At 39.1% G+C, this 16,370-nt stretch carries 12 protein-coding genes and 2 riboswitches; of the genes, 1 reads left to right on the forward strand and 11 read right to left on the reverse strand.

The features are described 5' to 3' along the window. Positions 1-239: 239 nt before the first annotated feature. The 8 genes from ptsG to QFZ87_RS00805 all read right to left on the reverse strand — a co-directional run bounded on the left by ptsG (position 240) and on the right by QFZ87_RS00805 (position 12,217). On the reverse strand, positions 240-2,288 hold the full coding sequence (gene ptsG, locus QFZ87_RS00770; RefSeq protein WP_309856574.1) for a glucose-specific PTS transporter subunit IIBC: 2,049 nt from the start codon (positions 2,286-2,288) through the stop codon (positions 240-242). Positions 2,289-2,480: 192 nt separating this feature from the next. Continuing rightward, a complete protein-coding gene (glcT, locus tag QFZ87_RS00775; RefSeq protein ID WP_309856577.1) occupies positions 2,481-3,323 on the reverse strand; it encodes a glucose PTS transporter transcription antiterminator GlcT in 843 nt (280 codons plus the stop codon). Positions 3,324-3,493: 170 nt separating this feature from the next. After that, complete coding sequence (locus QFZ87_RS00780; protein WP_308081425.1) at positions 3,494-4,822, reverse strand: NCS2 family permease; 1,329 nt, start codon at positions 4,820-4,822, stop codon at positions 3,494-3,496. A 109-nt stretch (positions 4,823-4,931) separates the two neighbouring features. Next, positions 4,932-5,033: riboswitch (purine riboswitch) on the reverse strand. Between the two features lie 115 nt (positions 5,034-5,148). Continuing rightward, positions 5,149-6,687: a glutamine-hydrolyzing GMP synthase gene (guaA, locus tag QFZ87_RS00785; protein ID WP_309856582.1), complete on the reverse strand. Its 1,539-nt coding sequence runs from the start codon at positions 6,685-6,687 to the stop codon at positions 5,149-5,151. Positions 6,688-6,816: 129 nt separating this feature from the next. After that, positions 6,817-6,918, reverse strand: a riboswitch (purine riboswitch). A 74-nt stretch (positions 6,919-6,992) separates the two neighbouring features. After that, entirely contained in the window at positions 6,993-9,209 is a 2,217-nt protein-coding gene (locus QFZ87_RS00790; protein ID WP_309856585.1) for a transglutaminaseTgpA domain-containing protein, read from the reverse strand. Beyond that, positions 9,210-10,142 carry a DUF58 domain-containing protein gene (locus QFZ87_RS00795; RefSeq protein WP_309856588.1) on the reverse strand — a complete coding sequence of 311 codons (933 nt, stop codon included), beginning with the start codon at positions 10,140-10,142 and terminating at the stop codon, positions 9,210-9,212. A 283-nt stretch (positions 10,143-10,425) separates the two neighbouring features. Beyond that, a complete protein-coding gene (locus QFZ87_RS00800) occupies positions 10,426-11,367 on the reverse strand; it encodes an AAA family ATPase (protein ID WP_309867566.1) in 942 nt (313 codons plus the stop codon). Positions 11,368-11,563: 196 nt separating this feature from the next. After that, positions 11,564-12,217, reverse strand: a complete 654-nt coding sequence (locus tag QFZ87_RS00805) for an S-Ena type endospore appendage (protein WP_309856589.1) — start codon at positions 12,215-12,217, stop codon at positions 11,564-11,566. Between the two features lie 200 nt (positions 12,218-12,417). On the opposite strand from QFZ87_RS00805, the gene QFZ87_RS00810 reads away from it, so the two are divergent. Next, entirely contained in the window at positions 12,418-13,509 is a 1,092-nt protein-coding gene (locus tag QFZ87_RS00810; RefSeq protein WP_309856591.1) for a tetratricopeptide repeat-containing glycosyltransferase family 2 protein, read from the forward strand. 49 nt (positions 13,510-13,558) lie between these two features. Here the strand turns inward: QFZ87_RS00810 and QFZ87_RS00815 are convergent, their stop codons facing one another. The 3 genes from QFZ87_RS00815 to QFZ87_RS00825 are packed head-to-tail and all read right to left on the reverse strand — an operon-like array spanning position 13,559 to position 16,334. Beyond that, complete coding sequence (locus QFZ87_RS00815) at positions 13,559-14,515, reverse strand: Gfo/Idh/MocA family protein (protein WP_309856592.1); 957 nt, start codon at positions 14,513-14,515, stop codon at positions 13,559-13,561. Beyond that, a complete protein-coding gene (locus QFZ87_RS00820; RefSeq protein ID WP_309856595.1) occupies positions 14,512-15,618 on the reverse strand; it encodes a DegT/DnrJ/EryC1/StrS family aminotransferase in 1,107 nt (368 codons plus the stop codon). Before QFZ87_RS00820 ends, QFZ87_RS00815 begins: the two co-directional genes overlap by 4 nt. Beyond that, complete coding sequence (locus QFZ87_RS00825; protein ID WP_309856597.1) at positions 15,615-16,334, reverse strand: DapH/DapD/GlmU-related protein; 720 nt, start codon at positions 16,332-16,334, stop codon at positions 15,615-15,617. Before QFZ87_RS00825 ends, QFZ87_RS00820 begins: the two co-directional genes overlap by 4 nt. Positions 16,335-16,370 lie beyond the last annotated feature (36 nt).

Genomic DNA, 16,370 nt, shown 5'->3' on the forward strand with positions numbered 1-16,370 from the left:
CAAATTATGTGTTGATCCACCTCTTGAAGTACCTTTTTTATATGTTTTTCTTTCTTACTCGTCACTTTCGATGATTTACTCGTCAAATTATATGATTTACTCGTCTATTTTCTATTTTACTCGTCAACTTTCACACTTTACTCGTCAATACCCTCATTTTACTCGCCAATTTCTAAACTACACCCCTTTATCAAGGACTTTGGCAAAAAAAAGAAAGCCGGCTCACGGCCGGCTTCCCATTACTTTGTGATCTTAATAATACCTTCTTGCTTTACATCAACAAGACCTTGTTTTTCGATTACAATCTTTTCGCCTTCAGCAAGGTTTGTGAAGACAATTGGAGTAATCGTGGATGTTGCATGTTCTTTAATATAATCTAGATCCACTTTTAATAGCGGCTGACCCTTTACAACACGGTCATTCTCAGAAACCAATGTTTCAAAACCTTGGCCCTTTAAGTTAACGGTATCAATACCCACGTGGATAAGGATTTCACGTCCGCCGTCAGATAAGATTCCAATCGCATGCTTTGTAGGGAATAGATTAACAATCTTTCCATCAACAGGTGATGCCACTAATCCTTCTGAAGGAACAATTGCAAAACCGTCACCCATCATTTTTCCAGCAAACACTTGGTCAGGAACTTCAGTAATTTCTTTAATTTCCCCTTTAATAGGAGACACGAAAACTTCGTTAGCTTTGGCTTGAGTTGGAGCTGCAACTGGAGCCTTTTCTTGCTTTTCTACATTTACTGTAGTTGCGCTTGGTCTTTTTCCAGCCATAATATCTTTCATTTGACCTTTAATGGTTTCAGAACGTGGTCCGAAGATCGCTTGAATATTGTTACCTACCTCAAGCACTCCTGCCGCACCCAATTTTTTCAATTGGTTTTTATCTACATCCTTAATATCATTAACAGAAACACGAAGACGTGTAATACATGCATCAAGGTGAGAGATGTTTTCTTTACCACCCATTGCTGCTAAAATGTTAGCCGCTAAATCACCAGAACCTGCTTTACCTGTTTGTACTTGGTCTTCTTCTTCCTCTACTTCACGACCTGGAGTTTTCAAATTGAACTTACGAATCGCAAAACGGAAGCCGAAGTAGTAAATTACAGCAAACACTAAACCAACAGGGATAACAATCCATGCATGTGTTTGTGGGTTGATTAATCCGAATAGGATGTAGTCAATTAAACCACCAGAGAATGTCATACCGATTTTTACATCTAATAAATGCATAACCATGAATGATAAACCAGCAAAGACTGCGTGGATACCGAATAGAATTGGTGCTACGAATAAGAATGAGAATTCAATTGGTTCTGTAATACCAGTTAAGAAAGATGTTAGGGCAGCTGATGCCATTAATCCCCCAACGAACACTTTCTTCTCAGGTCTTGCTTCATGGTAGATTGCTAACGCAGCAGCAGGTAACCCGAACATCATGAATGGGAATTTACCTGTCATGAATGTACCAGCAGTTAGATTTTTCACGTGGTCAGAAATCTGCGCCATAAATATACGCTGGTCACCGTGAACCACTTGACCTGCTTTTGTTGTATAGTTACCAAATTCAAACCAGAATGGAGAATAGAAAATATGGTGTAAACCAAATGGAATTAACGAACGTTCAATTACTCCGAAAACAAAAGCAGAAAGAGTTAGGTTTGCATTAACCATGTTATTTGAGAATGCGTTCAATCCAGATTGGATTGGCGGCCAAATAACAAGCATTAGTAATCCCAATAGAATCGCTGTTCCTGCCGTAATGATTGGAACAAAACGTTTTCCAGCAAAAAATCCTAAATAAGATGGTAATTCAATTTCAAAGAACTTATTGTACAAAGTCGCGGCAATAATACCAACGATAATCCCTCCAAATACTCCAGTTTGAAGAGTTGGAATTCCAAGGACACTCACGAAATTTGTGCCATTGATTTCTTTAGGGTCAATGCCTAAAACAGTACCCATTGTTACATTCATAATTAAATAACCGATGATTGCTGCAAGTCCGGCCGTACCTTCCCCGCCTGCTAATCCTATAGCAACACCAACTGCAAAAAGGAGCGGTAGATTACCAAAGACAATATCACCCGCATTTTTCATAACTGATGCCACCATCGCTACAGCACTGTTATCTAAAAATGGCGCTAAATCTAATAGGGCTGGATTTACAAGAGCAGCACCTAAAGCAAGTAAAATCCCAGCAGCCGGTAAAAGTGCAACCGGCAACATTAAAGCTTTACCAACTTTTTGCAATACACCGAAAGCATTTTTAAACATAAATGTTACCTCCTAAATATTTTTCCAGGCTCATAAAGCGGTTACATTATTGGTAAAAATACCAATAAAAAAAGGCATGAGTAAAAGTTCAATTGAATGCAGGCTATGGGTATAGATTACCCCTAAACCTTCAATTCAATTAATACTTTTCACTCATGCCTGATCGAATCAGTAACACGTAAAAAATAATAGCTATTTAAATTTATGTTGAAGTCGCTGCAGATGCATCGTTAGATACACTGCTTCTGCATCAAAAACCTTCATTTTTAATGTTTGCTGCATCACTTTAATGAGCTTCCATGAGAGATTATAACACACAGGATATTCTTCTTTCAAGAGGGAAGCAATTTTTTCTGGTTCCTCTACCTTTTCCCCTTTCACCACTCTCTCAATAGCAAACCGCAAGTGACGAACAAGCCTCATATAATCAATGCTTTCTTTATCAATCTCTATTTCAAACTGCTCTTCGACCATTTCAACCAGCCGGCTGACAAGCTGTGAATATTGATTTACGTCGGAGAGGTTTCTGTTGGTCACCGCACTATGAATATGAAGAGCGATAAATCCAACTTCCCCAATAGGCAGGTCAATTCCGGTCTTTTCTTTAATTAACCCTACCACTTCTTTTGCTATTTCAAACTCATGCCGATAAAGGGCCTTTGTTTCCACTAAGAACGGATTTTTCATTTCCATTCCTTGTGAAGCTCTCGTTAGGGCAAACATAAGATGGTCCGTTAATGCCACATGTATATGTTCATTTAGCACAGAATGAGTTCTTTGCTTGATTAAATCCATGGCGGAAATAATCACTTCTAAAAACTCATTATCGATAAACGGAAGCAGTTTAATGTAATTTTCCTGTTCTTTTTCATTTTCAAGGACAAAAAGCTTTTCGACTACATCTGTATCAATATAATCACCGCGCTTTCGGTTAAAACCAATGCCTTTTCCAATTACAACTACTTCTTCATAGGAAGGGTGCTCAGCGATTAAGACATTGTTATTTAATACTTTTTCAATTAGTAAGTTTGCCAAACCCTTCCCTCCCTTTTCACCATGTTTATCTTAGTATTTTCATGTTATAAGAGGTGAATCAGGAAGTCAACGACAAAGTTCGACAACCATGTGACAAATAACTGGTAAAACCTTAGCTTTTTTTTATTCAGACTAAAAAAGAGCTGCAACGTGGCAGCTCTTTAAATGGTTTATTTTAAGAAGATAAAATACAGAACAAAGATGACAAAGAAGAAGTACATGATCGGATTGATTTCTTTTACTCTTCCTTTAACAATCATGGTGATTGGATAAAAGATAAAGCCTACCGCAATACCTGTTGCAATGCTGTAAGATAGTGGCATCGCAATCATTGTTAAGAACGCAGGCACTGCAATTTCAAAACGTTGCCAGTCGATTTTTCCTAAAGATGAAACCATCAATACCCCAACAATGATAAGGGCTGGCGCCGTAACAGGCGCTGTTACTACAGATAATAACGGAAAGAAAAATAGCGATAAGATGAACATACCTGCTGTGACTAAGGAAGCAAACCCTGTTCTAGCTCCAGATGCAACCCCAGCTGATGATTCAATATATGAAGTCGTTGTTGATGTACCAAGAACAGCACCTACACTCGTTGCAATTGAATCGGAAATTAGCGCACGGCCTGCACGAGGCAACTTATTGTCTTTCATAATACCCGCTTGGTTCGCAACTGCTACCAAGGTTCCTGCATTATCAAAGAAATCTACAAACAAGAAAGTTAAGATAATCCCCAGCATCGATGTTGTGTAAAAAGAACTGTCTCCGAAGGAAGAGAAGGCAGCACCGAATGTTGGAGCTAAGCTTGGCACCGTATCAACTACTTGATGTGGTACCTTAATTAAGTCAAAAATCATTCCAACTATAACGGTGATCACCATTCCAAAGAATACGGCGCCATTAATTCCTCTAGTCATCATAATAACTGTAATAAGAATTCCAAAGATTGAAAGTAGTGTATTACCCGCTGTTAAATCGCCAAGTCCTACTAGTGTCGCATCGTTATTTACAATAATTCCTGCATTTTGGAGTCCGATAAATGTGATGAACAAACCAATTCCTGCACCCACAGCGTGCTTTAGATCAATCGGAATCGCATTAATAATTTTTTCACGAAGTCCAGTCAGAGTTAATAAGAAGAAAAACACCCCAGAAATAAGAACTGCGCCAAGTGCATGCTGCCATGGAATCCCGCTTCCTAATACAACTGTGTAAGCAAAGAAAGCATTTAATCCCATACCAGGTGCCAAAGCCAATGGATACTTACCAAGGAGCCCCATGATAATGGATCCTAATGCAGATGCTAAGGCTGTTGCCACAAATACCGCACCATAATCCATTCTCAGCGCATCTGGAAAGTCCTTTATAGAAGCAAGCGATAAAGTTAACGGGTTTACGACTAAAATATAAGCCATCGCCAAGAAGGTCGTAATTCCCCCAATAAATTCGCGGCGGTAATTTGTACCGTATTTTTCAAACTCAAAATATTTGTGCATAATTCTTTTCCCCCTAAAAATCTCTGTTTTTTACAACAAAAAACGCTCCGATATATTCTACCGGAGCGTTGACGTGGGCAAAGATAATTAACAGAGGAAAGAGAACCCTCTCTATTAATCACTGCCTCGTAGTCAAGCCATTTACGGTGGCTCGGTAGAAACTTTTGGGCCATATTCCCAATATTATACGACGTGATTCGACAATCTATTCATTTCTCTATTATCATAACAGCATAAATAGTCTTCGTCAATAAAAAATACGAACGATTTTTATAAAAAACATAAAATCGTTCGTATATGAGCAAAACTATAAAATCACTCGACTATTATTCCCACTCAATGGTTGCTGGTGGCTTGCTGGTGATATCGTAAACCACTCGGTTTACATGTGCTACTTCATTGACAATTCTAGTGGAGATCACTTCAAGGACGTCCCAAGGAATTCTTGCCCAATCAGAGGTCATTCCATCAATGGAAGTAACAGCACGGATACCAATCGTGTAATCGTATGTTCTGGCATCCCCCATGACCCCAACACTGCGGATATCTGGAAGTACAGTGAAAAACTGCCAGATTTCACGATCAAGTCCGGCTTTCTTAATTTCTTCACGTAAAATCCAATCGGATTCACGAACAATTTCCAGCTTATCTTCAGAAATGGCCCCTAACACCCTAATTCCAAGACCTGGACCAGGGAATGGCTGTCTCCAAACGATATCATCTGGTATACCCAGCTCCGTTCCAAGGGCGCGAACCTCATCCTTAAACAAAGTGCTCAGTGGTTCAATCAATGTAAATTGCATATCTTCCGGCAAGCCACCCACATTGTGGTGAGACTTGATCGTTTGAGCCGTAGCTGTACCACTTTCGATGATATCTGTGTAAAGAGTGCCTTGCGCTAAAAACTCAATTCCTTCAAGCTTTGTCGCCTCATCATCGAATACATAAATAAACTCATTCCCGATGATTTTCCGCTTCTTCTCTGGGTCAGAAACGCCCTCAAGCTTTGATAGGAATCTTTCTTTGGCATCAACTTTGATAACATTCATATTGAAGCCCTCTGAAAAAGTCTTCATTACGCTTTCTGCTTCATTTTTACGAAGCAAACCATGATCAACGAAGATACACGTTAACTGGTCCCCAATTGCTTTGTGAATTAAAACGGCAACAACTGATGAGTCTACTCCTCCACTTAATGCACAAAGGACTTTTTTGTCACCAACCCTCTCTCGGATCTTTGCCATTTCCATTTCAATGAAATTCTCCATTGACCAATCGCCACTGCAGTCACAAACGTTAAAGACAAAGTTCTTAAGAAGGTCATTTCCATGAACTGAATGCTGTACCTCTGGATGGAACTGAACCGCATAAAGCTTTCTAGCTTCATCACTCATGGCTGCAATCGGACAGGACGGGTTCGTACCGTCAACAGTAAAGCCAGCTGGTGCTTCAACCACAAGGTCACCGTGGCTCATCCAAACCACCTGCTCATCTGGTAGATCAGCAAACAATGCGGATTGATTTTGAACCGTTAAAGTCGCTTTTCCGTACTCACTATTTTTGGCTTTTTCAACCTTACCATTAAAATGAACCGTCATTAGCTGCATTCCGTAGCAAATCCCAAGAATCGGCAGACCCATTTCAAAGATTGACTCATCACAACGGAAAGAATTTTCATCATACACACTGTTTGGTCCGCCAGAAAAAATAATTCCCTTTGGATTTAAACGGCGGATTTCTTCAGCTGTAATGGTATGCGGGTGAAGCTCACTGTATACTCCAAATTCACGAATTCGGCGTGTAATCAACTGATTGTACTGACTTCCAAAATCTAAAACAATAACCAAATCATTTTTTCCTGCCAAAACAGCCACCTCAATCTTCTCAAGTTTTTATTAGCTTTTACCATTTTTAAAAAAAATAAAAAAAACTAGAATCTGCCCCCTAAAAATTGTAGGAAGGCAGAATTCTAGTTCTCTAGTAAAAAGACCCATAGAAAAAAATCCTGCCTTCATAGTCAGGCCATTTACGGCGGCCCGGTAGATACTCTCGAACCCTATTTTCGAGGATATATGAAGGAAACGTACCTATTAGACTAGCTAATGCATTCACGAAAGCTGTAGCTAGACATTGAATTAAATCATATTGTAACAATAGGTCGTTTTTCAGGTCAAGCGATTGTCTTTTTAATTAAATTTTCCCATAATTTATACGACTCTTCCCATGTTCCCTTCGGAAGGTGCTGATGGTACATATATTGCTCATAATAAACCGTTAACCGCGTCATTTCCCTTGTTGAAAAAAACGTATCGATATAACGAGCATAGTTACGAAGGGTTTGATTTTCTTTTCGTTTTAATCCATAGCGATCCAGTTGAGCCAATAAGATTAAATAGGCCTCCCCGATGCTCTCATCCTTCTTTTTAAACCTGTACCTAAGCATGACAACATATGGAACCCATTTGCCCCGGATTCGGTAAAGAATCCAGCCGATGAATGCGAGAATAACGAGAAGGAAAACGCCCATCTTCCAATTGCTTTTAAAAGCGGTAGCTATACTTTCCCACATTTTAGTAAAATCAAATGTACTTTCTGAATCCTTTTTTGTATTTGGATCTTCCTTTTCTTCCTTTTGCGGTTTCTGTGCTAATGGAGGCGTAGCTCCTGGATTGTTTGCAGAATTTCCTACAGCTTCGTAGTTGATAATGATCTCATTACTAAAGCCCTTGGTCGGTTCAAATGGAACCCAGCCTTGGTTCGGAAAGTAAACCTCTACCCAAGAGTGGGCATTATTGTTGGTTACCTCGTATACCTGTTCACCTGAATCCTCATCACTATATTGGAGAAAATCACCGCCCGTATATCCCTTTACCCAACGGGTTGGAATCCCCAATGTTCGAAGCATAATCGCCATGGAGGAGGAGAAATTGTCACAGTATCCCCTTTTTGTATCAAATAAAAACTGATCCACATAATCATCGTTTTCACCAGGTACCGCGACATTTTTTTGGTCATAGGAATATTCCGTTTTCCCAAAGTAACTTTCCACGGCTTTTGCCTTCTCGAACCAATTTGATTTTTCCCTCGTGATTTCTTCGGCTAACACTCTCACTCGTTCCGGCAATGCCTCAGGTACCTGCGTATACTTTTTATAAAACTCCGGGTTCATGTCATTCGGATTGAAGCTTGTTGTTTTGATTAAATCAGTTGCTTTATATTTTGGTTTTTCAAATGCTAAGGTAAAAACCTTTGGTGCAGCAGGCCGGTTGTCATTTTTGAAGAAACTAATCCTCTCATTGGTGGTATCAATGAAAAATTTATTCCCATCTGGATCTTGCGGGAGCATTTTCACTATTTTTTTAATACCTGCAGGATACATAATATAGTTGTACTTATAATTGACATGTGCCCTGACAATTACAGATTCTTTAATTGTCTCCACCGTATCTGGATAAGAAAAAACAGGTACTAGGTCTTCTTGACGAAATGAGATGGGTGTTGATCCAGATGAAAGCCAGCCCTTTCCTGTATAAGTGTCCTTTGTCTCCATCTTCCAATACGTTTTACCGTTTGCTTGATATTGAAAAGCCGGGCTGCTGTCGCCAATAAATGGTCCACCTAATACCGAATCATCCGTGCCATAGCCAATACGGTGGACCCCGCCAGCACTTTCCTTCTTATCCTTATCATTATTAGCAGTCAGATACGGAACCGGGTCCGGCCAAATAGGGGCCGCCTTAGGAGCCGCAATCCCTACGAGCACACTAACAGCAATCATTATTGCCAGCGGTGCCATCCATTTACGAACAAATGAGGGATGGTATGAGACATTTTCTCTATGGATAATTCGTGAAAAGGTTAGCATCCCCATCACAGCAAATCCTGCCACAACAGTACGAACAATGGCTATTTTTGCACTATAGGGTGTAAAAGTGTCCAGTACGGTGATATACACCAAAGTCATAAAGAAAAAGATAAAAATTCTCTGCCTGTTTAACAGCCAATAATGGATTAAGTAAACCATTAGCCATAGCAATACAAAAAACAACAGTGAACGAAATTCATTCGTGATATCATTCCATTGGCGGTTAAATAGTAGACCGATATTATAAGCAATATCGCCGAAAAAGCTCTTCACCCAGCTTGCATGGAAGAATCCTTCTTCATAATGTAATTGGTTAATTGAAAATAAAATATAGACAATCTTAATCAGAAACTGCCAGAACCACTTCATGTTCAAATAGGAAATAACAAAAGAAACCAACAGAAAAACAATAAACATTTCGATATTATCCGTGTTGGTTAATTTTTCTATTGGCCTAAGCCATTCCCACAGAAGTATAAATCCTAACATATTTAATAAAAACGAAGGGATATCCCTTTTCATTTATCGCGTCACCTCCGAAAAAACAGCGGCAAAATTACCTTCATGAACGAGTACAATGCGAATACCTCGTGCATTCGCGATGGCAATAAGCGAGCGTTCCTCTTCTGATGGTGACTCCTTTAGACCCTTAATGAGAAAAAGCGTAATTGAGCCCTTTCTTTGTCCAAGAAAACTTGCCTTTTCAATGAGTGGTTTGGTTAATTGCGCCGTAACAAGCATAAACGAAACGGTCTGTTGAATAAAAAACGCTTCTTTCTCTAACACTTTTTCAAAGGAACGTAAGCTTTTTGCTTCTATTTTTGCTAAATGATAAAAAAGCTGCTGCAGATGCTGCTCTCCCCCTCGTATAGGAAAAGAAGCCCGCTCCTTACTAAAGGTTAACAGCCCCGTCTGTGCTCCTTTTTTTAGAACGGCACGTAGAAGAGAGGCTGTAAAGGAAACGACCGGTTCAAAGCGTTGATCTGGCACACAATCCATGATAACGAATACGTCATGTGACTGCCGCTGTTCGAACTCCTTCGTCATAATCACATTTCGTTTAGCGGAGGCTTTCCAGTTAATCCAGGAGAAACGGTCTCCCGGCTGATAGTCCCTTACCCCCACCGCCATTGAGGTATCGCGCTGGACCCGCTCGCGTGAAGCGGTCAACCCTTGATCATATTGATTTTCAAATGGTCGGTACAATATCTCTGTGTAAGCAGGATAGACGACAATTTTCCCTTCAGACGCAAACGTTTTTTCCTTTTCAAATAATCCAAGCGGGTCTCCAATTCTCAGTGTAAAGGATTGAAAGAAATGCTCCCCCCTCGGGAGTTTGGTAATAGTATATTGATACGAAAATTCCCTTTTTAATCCCGGAAAAACAAGTGCCTTTGGCGAACTAGTCTTTTCTGCATATTTTAATGCATCATCTAAATGGTCTTCGACAAGCAAATAAAAAAGCGGAAACGAATTTCTCCTTTTGATCGTGACGGTTACCTTCAAGGGTTCGCCAGCATTATAATCTGACTTTGGTAAAACCCGTGTGACCTCAAGCTCGTTTAAGGAATAAAAAGAGATCACGACACAGTAAATAGAAAATGGCAGAAAGCTATAAAATAAAAACCAGCTAACGAACCCTCCCTGAAACATGGCATACGAGAAGGTGAGACAAATCAAAAAAAGCAATAGGATAAATCTCCATATTTTTTTAAATGGATTCCACAACTTTTTCATCCTACTTCACAAGCCTTTGTACCGGTACAGGAACTCTTGCAACCACCCGGTTCACCACTTCTTCTGCAGAAATCCCTTCGAATTTGGCCTCTGACTTTAAGATAATCCGGTGGGATAAAACAAATGGAGCTAGATATTGAATGTCATCTGGTAACACATAATCACGGCCAAACATAAACGCATAGGCTTGGGCCGCTTTCATCAGGGCAATCGATCCCCTTGGGCTTGCACCAAGGTACACACTTCCATGTCCCCTCGTCCGATTGACGATATCAACGATATAACGCTTGATACTGTCATCAACAAACACGTCTTTGATTTCTCTTTGTAAATTGAGCAGGCCTTCAAGGTCGATAGCAGGATAGAGATCCTCAATCGGCGGTACCTTTTGTGCTCGATTCAATACTTCCATTTCCTCGTGCAGCTCCGGATAACCCATCTTCATTTTTAACAGAAAGCGGTCCAGCTGCGCTTCCGGAAGGGGATATGTTCCTTCATATTCAATCGGATTTTGTGTCGCCATAACGAAAAATGGCTTTTTCAGTTTATGTGTCACTCCGTCGATGGTAACGCTCGCTTCCTCCATTCCCTCTAACAAGGCAGACTGAGTCTTCGGAGATGTCCGGTTGATTTCATCGGCAAGAATAATGTTACCCATTAAGGGACCTGGACGAAATTGAAATTCCATTTCTTTCGGGTTATAAATTGAAACGCCAGTTACATCCGATGGCAATAAGTCCGGGGTAAATTGAATTCGACGAAAGTTAGCATTTACCGATTTGGCAAGTGCTCGAACCATCATCGTCTTCCCTACACCTGGAACGTCTTCTAATAACACGTGCCCTTCTGCCAGTAAAGCAACGAGGCTGAGTTCCGCTACGTTCCTTTTTCCAATCATAACCTTTTCAATGTTTGCTAGTATTTTCTCTATAGTGGGATTCATTTGTTCTAATGACAAGTTGACTCCTCCTTATTTAATCGACCATTTATCAATATGTATTCTCTATTTTATGGAAATCTCCTGTATGTAAAGTCACACAATATTCAAAAACTGAATAATTAGTAGACGAAAGAAAGCTAGAAAATGTTTCATCAGATGTTACCCTTTAATAAAAATAGTTCCATCCTCTTCGCATGAACTATTGCAAAAAGGAAGGAACTACTTCGTCCATAATTTCGCCTGCCATTTCTATTTCAAATATTCCTTTTACTTTTTGTGAAGATGCTTTTCTGTTGAGTGTAATCATTTTGCAGTCTTGAAAAATAAAAAACTCTTCCTTTTGGTAAATAGGATACGTTCGGTATTCATGCAAATCATGATGGTACACTCTTAATTCCAAACTCTCATGTAAGCCTTCCTCGATGCATATGTTGAGAGAACCACTAAAGGCAGAGGTGAGATTTGTTTTCCATAAAACAGTCTCTTTATAGCCAGGTAAAATAACAAAAGGTGCACATATGCAGTCCTTAATAATAATTGGATTATGTTCACATTCCCCCACTGGAATGCAAGGTAAGAATTGGAGACCACAAATGCATTTCAAATCAAGAGTTATACACGTTTCGGTTGGAACAAGGATCAACTGGTTAGAGCAGTGCTGACTTGGTTTTAATAGTGTTAGATTGATACAACTGCCCTCGATAGAATGGATTAAAAAGAACTTTGTCATAAATGACCTTTTTCTATACAAACCGCTACTATTTAAGATCTTACCTCCTTGCAGGTAAAATACTACTGGATAATGGCAGTACTCATCCATGATAACCTGTTTATGTTCTAACAATTGGATCATTTTAAAGGCCTTCCTATCTTAGTGGTCTGTACTTCATAACATCCTATGCATAAGACTAAGCACTGGGACTGGGTGTTAACAAATATGGTTAAAAATCTAGATACCATCAAAGAACAGGCATAAATCTATCTGTTTAAAAGGTTCCAATCTTTGTCCATTCACATAAAATGATGAGAAATCATTTATTAAGAGGTGACTTAATGCCAACCATTAGTCTTTGTATGATTGTGAAAAATGAGGAAGAAGTTTTAGCTAACTGTCTCCAAAGTGTTCAAAAAATCTGTGATGAGATCATTATTGTGGATACGGGTTCAACGGATCGCACAAAAGAAATTGCTAAACAGTATACAGATAAAGTATTGGACTTCAAATGGATTGAGGATTTTTCAGCAGCCCGAAACTTTGCTTTCAGTCAGGCAACTATGGATTATATTCTGTGGCTGGATGCCGACGATGTGTTACTCCCGAATGATCAGGAGAAATTCCAGAAATTAAAAGCAGGGCTGGATTCAAGTGTCGATGCAGTGTCAATGATTTATGTTATCGACAGGGATGAATATGGGAACCCCTCTTTTCATTACAGAAGAAATCGCTTGGTGAAAAGAAGTAAGGACTTTAAATGGAACGGGCCAGTACATGAGTATCTGGATGTCGGCGGCAAGATCATCTTAGCTGATATTGCTGTGGAGCATAAAAAATATATCAAAAACGCCAGTACTCACCTATCTGATAGGAATTTACGAATCTATGAAAATAGAATAAAAAAAGGCGAAGATTTTTCCCCAAGGGACTTATTTTACTATGCAAATGAGTTGCGTGATCATAAACAATATGAAAAAGCGATCATTTATTATAATGAGTTTCTTGGTGGTAAAAAGGGCTGGGTTGAAGATAACATACGAGCTTGCCTTTATTTGGCAGATATCCATGCACGTAGAGGTGAGAAAGAGGAGGAAATGGACGCCCTATTAAAAACATTAGCTTATGATGTCCCTCGGCCTGAAACTTGCTGCCGGTTAGGGGATCAGTTTAAAGCGAAAAAATACTATCAGACAGCCGTCTTCTGGTATGACATTGCCTATCAAAAGAAAAAAATCACTTCAGGCTTCCAAAACGAAGCCTATTCTACCTGGTACCCCCATCTAGCACTTTGTGTCTGTCACTGGGAACTGGGGAATGTAGAGAAATCCATTGAACATAATAAAATGGCAAAAAAATACCGTCCTAATGATAAGCAGGTTCTGTTCAATGAGAAGTTTTTTAATGATTACTTAAAAAAAAATAAAAAGTAATATAAATCCCCTTAGAGGCAGAGCCTTTAAGGGGATTTTGTCTAATATATTATCCTCTTTTCTCAAGTATGTCCTTTATTTTAAGAGCCACTTCGACTGCTGCTGCCCCTTCTTCTACACCAACAATTGGTGTTTGATTAGTATGAATGCAATTTATAAAATGATTCAATTCTTCCATTAGCGGATCCAAAGGCGGGATCGTCAAAACAATAACGATAGCTTCGGTTCCATAAGGAAGCTTGGTATCAAAATTGACCGCTTCATTTTTGACAATTTTCTGCCTTCTAGTCAAATAATCGGTTTTAATTACTTTGTCTTTTTCTACAATCGTTAATGTTCTTGCTTTTTCATGTGATACATTACTAGCAGTTAAGGTTGCCATAACTCCATTTTCAAAAGAAAGCAATGCAGTAACAGTGTCATAATATCCTTTTTTAGACACACAGATACCCTCAGCCGAAATGCGGTTAATAGGGCTTTTAACTAGACTGAGAATAATATCGATATCGTGAATCATTACATCCAGAACAACATCACTGTCTTGAATTCTATTTGAAAGCCCCAGTCTTTTGGCTTCAATATTCATCAATTTTTCGCTTTCGATGCAATGAGCAAGTTGCTGGACAGCAGGGTTAAACCTCTCAACATGTCCTACCTGAACGATCAAGTCCTTATTCTTGAGTAATTCCTTTAATCTATTAGCTTCATCCATGGAAACAGTAAAAGGCTTTTCAACAAAAATGTGTTTTTGATGATTAACCGCTTCTTCAACGAGGGTAAAATGAAATTTAGTGGGTGCAGCAATAACAACTGCATCTACACTTTTTAATAGCTCCTGATAACTTTCAAAGGCACGTACACTTAACTTCTTGCTAATCACTTCTGCCTTTTGTATGTCTTTATCAAAGACACCAACGAAGTCCACATTCTTCATTTGCATTAATTTATAACAATGGTATGTTCCCATTTTTCCTGCTCCAACAACCCCTATTCTAGTTAAGTTCAATTGGAAGCACCTACAAAATTCTTAATTTCAGAGATAATAAATTCTTGTTGGGAAACAGTCATTGTTGGATTGATGGGAAGAGCCAAAATATGTTGAGCTACCCTTTCCGCAATAGGGAAAGCACCTTTTTCATGATTTAAATAACTCAAGGCTTTTTGCAAATGGAGTGGGACTGGATAATAGATTCCTGTGGAAATTCCTTTTTCGTTTAAGAAGGCAGAGAGCTGATCTCGATTTTCTACCTCGATACAATATTGATGAAAGGTATGCGACCGATCATTATAAATAGCTGGCGTCTTTATTAAGTCTTTTAATTCACGAGAATAAGTGTTTGCTATTCCCATTCTTTTAAACAAAAATATATCCAGATATTTAATTTTTTCAAGTAAAATGGCAGCTTGGATCTCATCTAATCTACTATTTACTCCTACATAGGAATGTAGATATCTCTCTTTACTCCCATGGTTCCGGAGTTGACACAATTTCTCATAAATCATTTTATCGTTTGTAACAGTAATCCCTGCATCACCAAATGCCCCGAGATTTTTGGACGGAAAGAATGAAAAACAGCCAATGTCTCCAATTGTACCTGTTTTCTTTGTCCCATATTCTGTTCCAATTGCTTGGCATGCATCTTCAATCACTTTTAAGTTATGTTCAGAAGCAATCCTCATAATTGCATCCATGTCAGCTGCCTTACCGAACAGATGAACAACGATGATAGCCTTTGTATCTTTCGAGATAGCTGCTTCAATTTTCTTTGGGTCTATATTATAATTGTCCGGTTCTATATCTACAAAAACAGGTTTGGCACCTACTCTTGCAATCATTTCTCCCGTTGCAAAAAAGGTAAAAGGTGTAGTAATTACTTCATCCCCCGGACCAATTTCCAATGCTTCAAGTGCTAACAGCAAAGCATCTGTTCCATTGGCTACTCCGGCCGTGTAATGACAACCTAGATAACTAGCTAGTTCTATTTCAAATTGTTGTCCTTTTTCACCAAGAATATATGAGCCGCTTTCCAACACTTCTAAAACAGACTGTTTGATAGCATCCCCATATATTTCGAACTCTTTTTTTAAATCAACCATAGGTATGCTCACTTGATCTCCCCTCCATTATCAGTATTTTTGGAGGTTATCATTTTCGCAGGTACTCCAGCGTAAGTTGAATTATCGTTTAAATCCTTTGTAACAACGGATCCTGCGCCTACAATTGTATTACTTCCTACCGTAACCCCAGGCAGTAATGAAGCATTATTCCCGATTTTTGCCCCTTTTTTAATATGTGGTCCCTTTAATGTGAATTCTTTAGCACCCATGTATTTATCATTTGACATAGATACACATGGACCAATAAACACATCATCCTCCAAAATCGTATCTCCTGTTACATATGCAAGGGTTTGCACTGTGACATTCTTCCCTATTTGTGAATTTAGTTCAACCATTGCCCCCCGGCCAATAACAGAACCGCTTCCAACAGAAACATTTTCCCGAATGCTTGCATGATCACCTATAAATACATTTTCATATATCACTACGGCTGTATAAATGGAAACGAGATTCCCAATTTTAGTATTAGGATAAATATGCAGTGAATTTAAGGAATCTCCAGGCTTTCTCATCTTTTTATTCCCACCTGGTCTGATCCCTAATATACAATTTGCTCCGATTGAAACGTTGTCCCCAATATAGGTTCCTTCTAATATGACTGAATTATGACCGATGGTCACATTCTCTCCAAAATGAACATTGTCTTCAATTACGACATTTTTCCCAAGAATTAAGCTTTTGGGAATAGAGTTGTTATCACTCAAACAAATCCCTCTCTTCTGACACCTATTCTCATTATG

Origin of the sequence: Bacillus sp. SLBN-46 (assembly GCF_031453555.1) — a bacterium.
In the GTDB taxonomy this organism is placed as follows: Bacteria; Bacillota; Bacilli; order Bacillales; family Cytobacillaceae; genus Neobacillus.

What these genes read in the sequence shown, in the direction of transcription:
- ptsG (WP_309856574.1), bottom strand. Translation starts at nt 2,288, where the DNA reads ATGTTTAAAAATGCTTTCGGTGTATTGCAAAAAGTTGGTAAAGCTTTA.
- QFZ87_RS00780 (WP_308081425.1), bottom strand. Translation starts at nt 4,822, where the DNA reads ATGCACAAATATTTTGAGTTTGAAAAATACGGTACAAATTACCGCCGC.
- QFZ87_RS00790 (WP_309856585.1), bottom strand. Translation starts at nt 9,209, where the DNA reads ATGAAAAGGGATATCCCTTCGTTTTTATTAAATATGTTAGGATTTATA.
- QFZ87_RS00800 (WP_309867566.1), bottom strand. Translation starts at nt 11,367, where the DNA reads ATGAATCCCACTATAGAGAAAATACTAGCAAACATTGAAAAGGTTATG.
- QFZ87_RS00805 (WP_309856589.1), bottom strand. Translation starts at nt 12,217, where the DNA reads ATGATCCAATTGTTAGAACATAAACAGGTTATCATGGATGAGTACTGC.
- QFZ87_RS00810 (WP_309856591.1), top strand. Translation starts at nt 12,418, where the DNA reads ATGCCAACCATTAGTCTTTGTATGATTGTGAAAAATGAGGAAGAAGTT.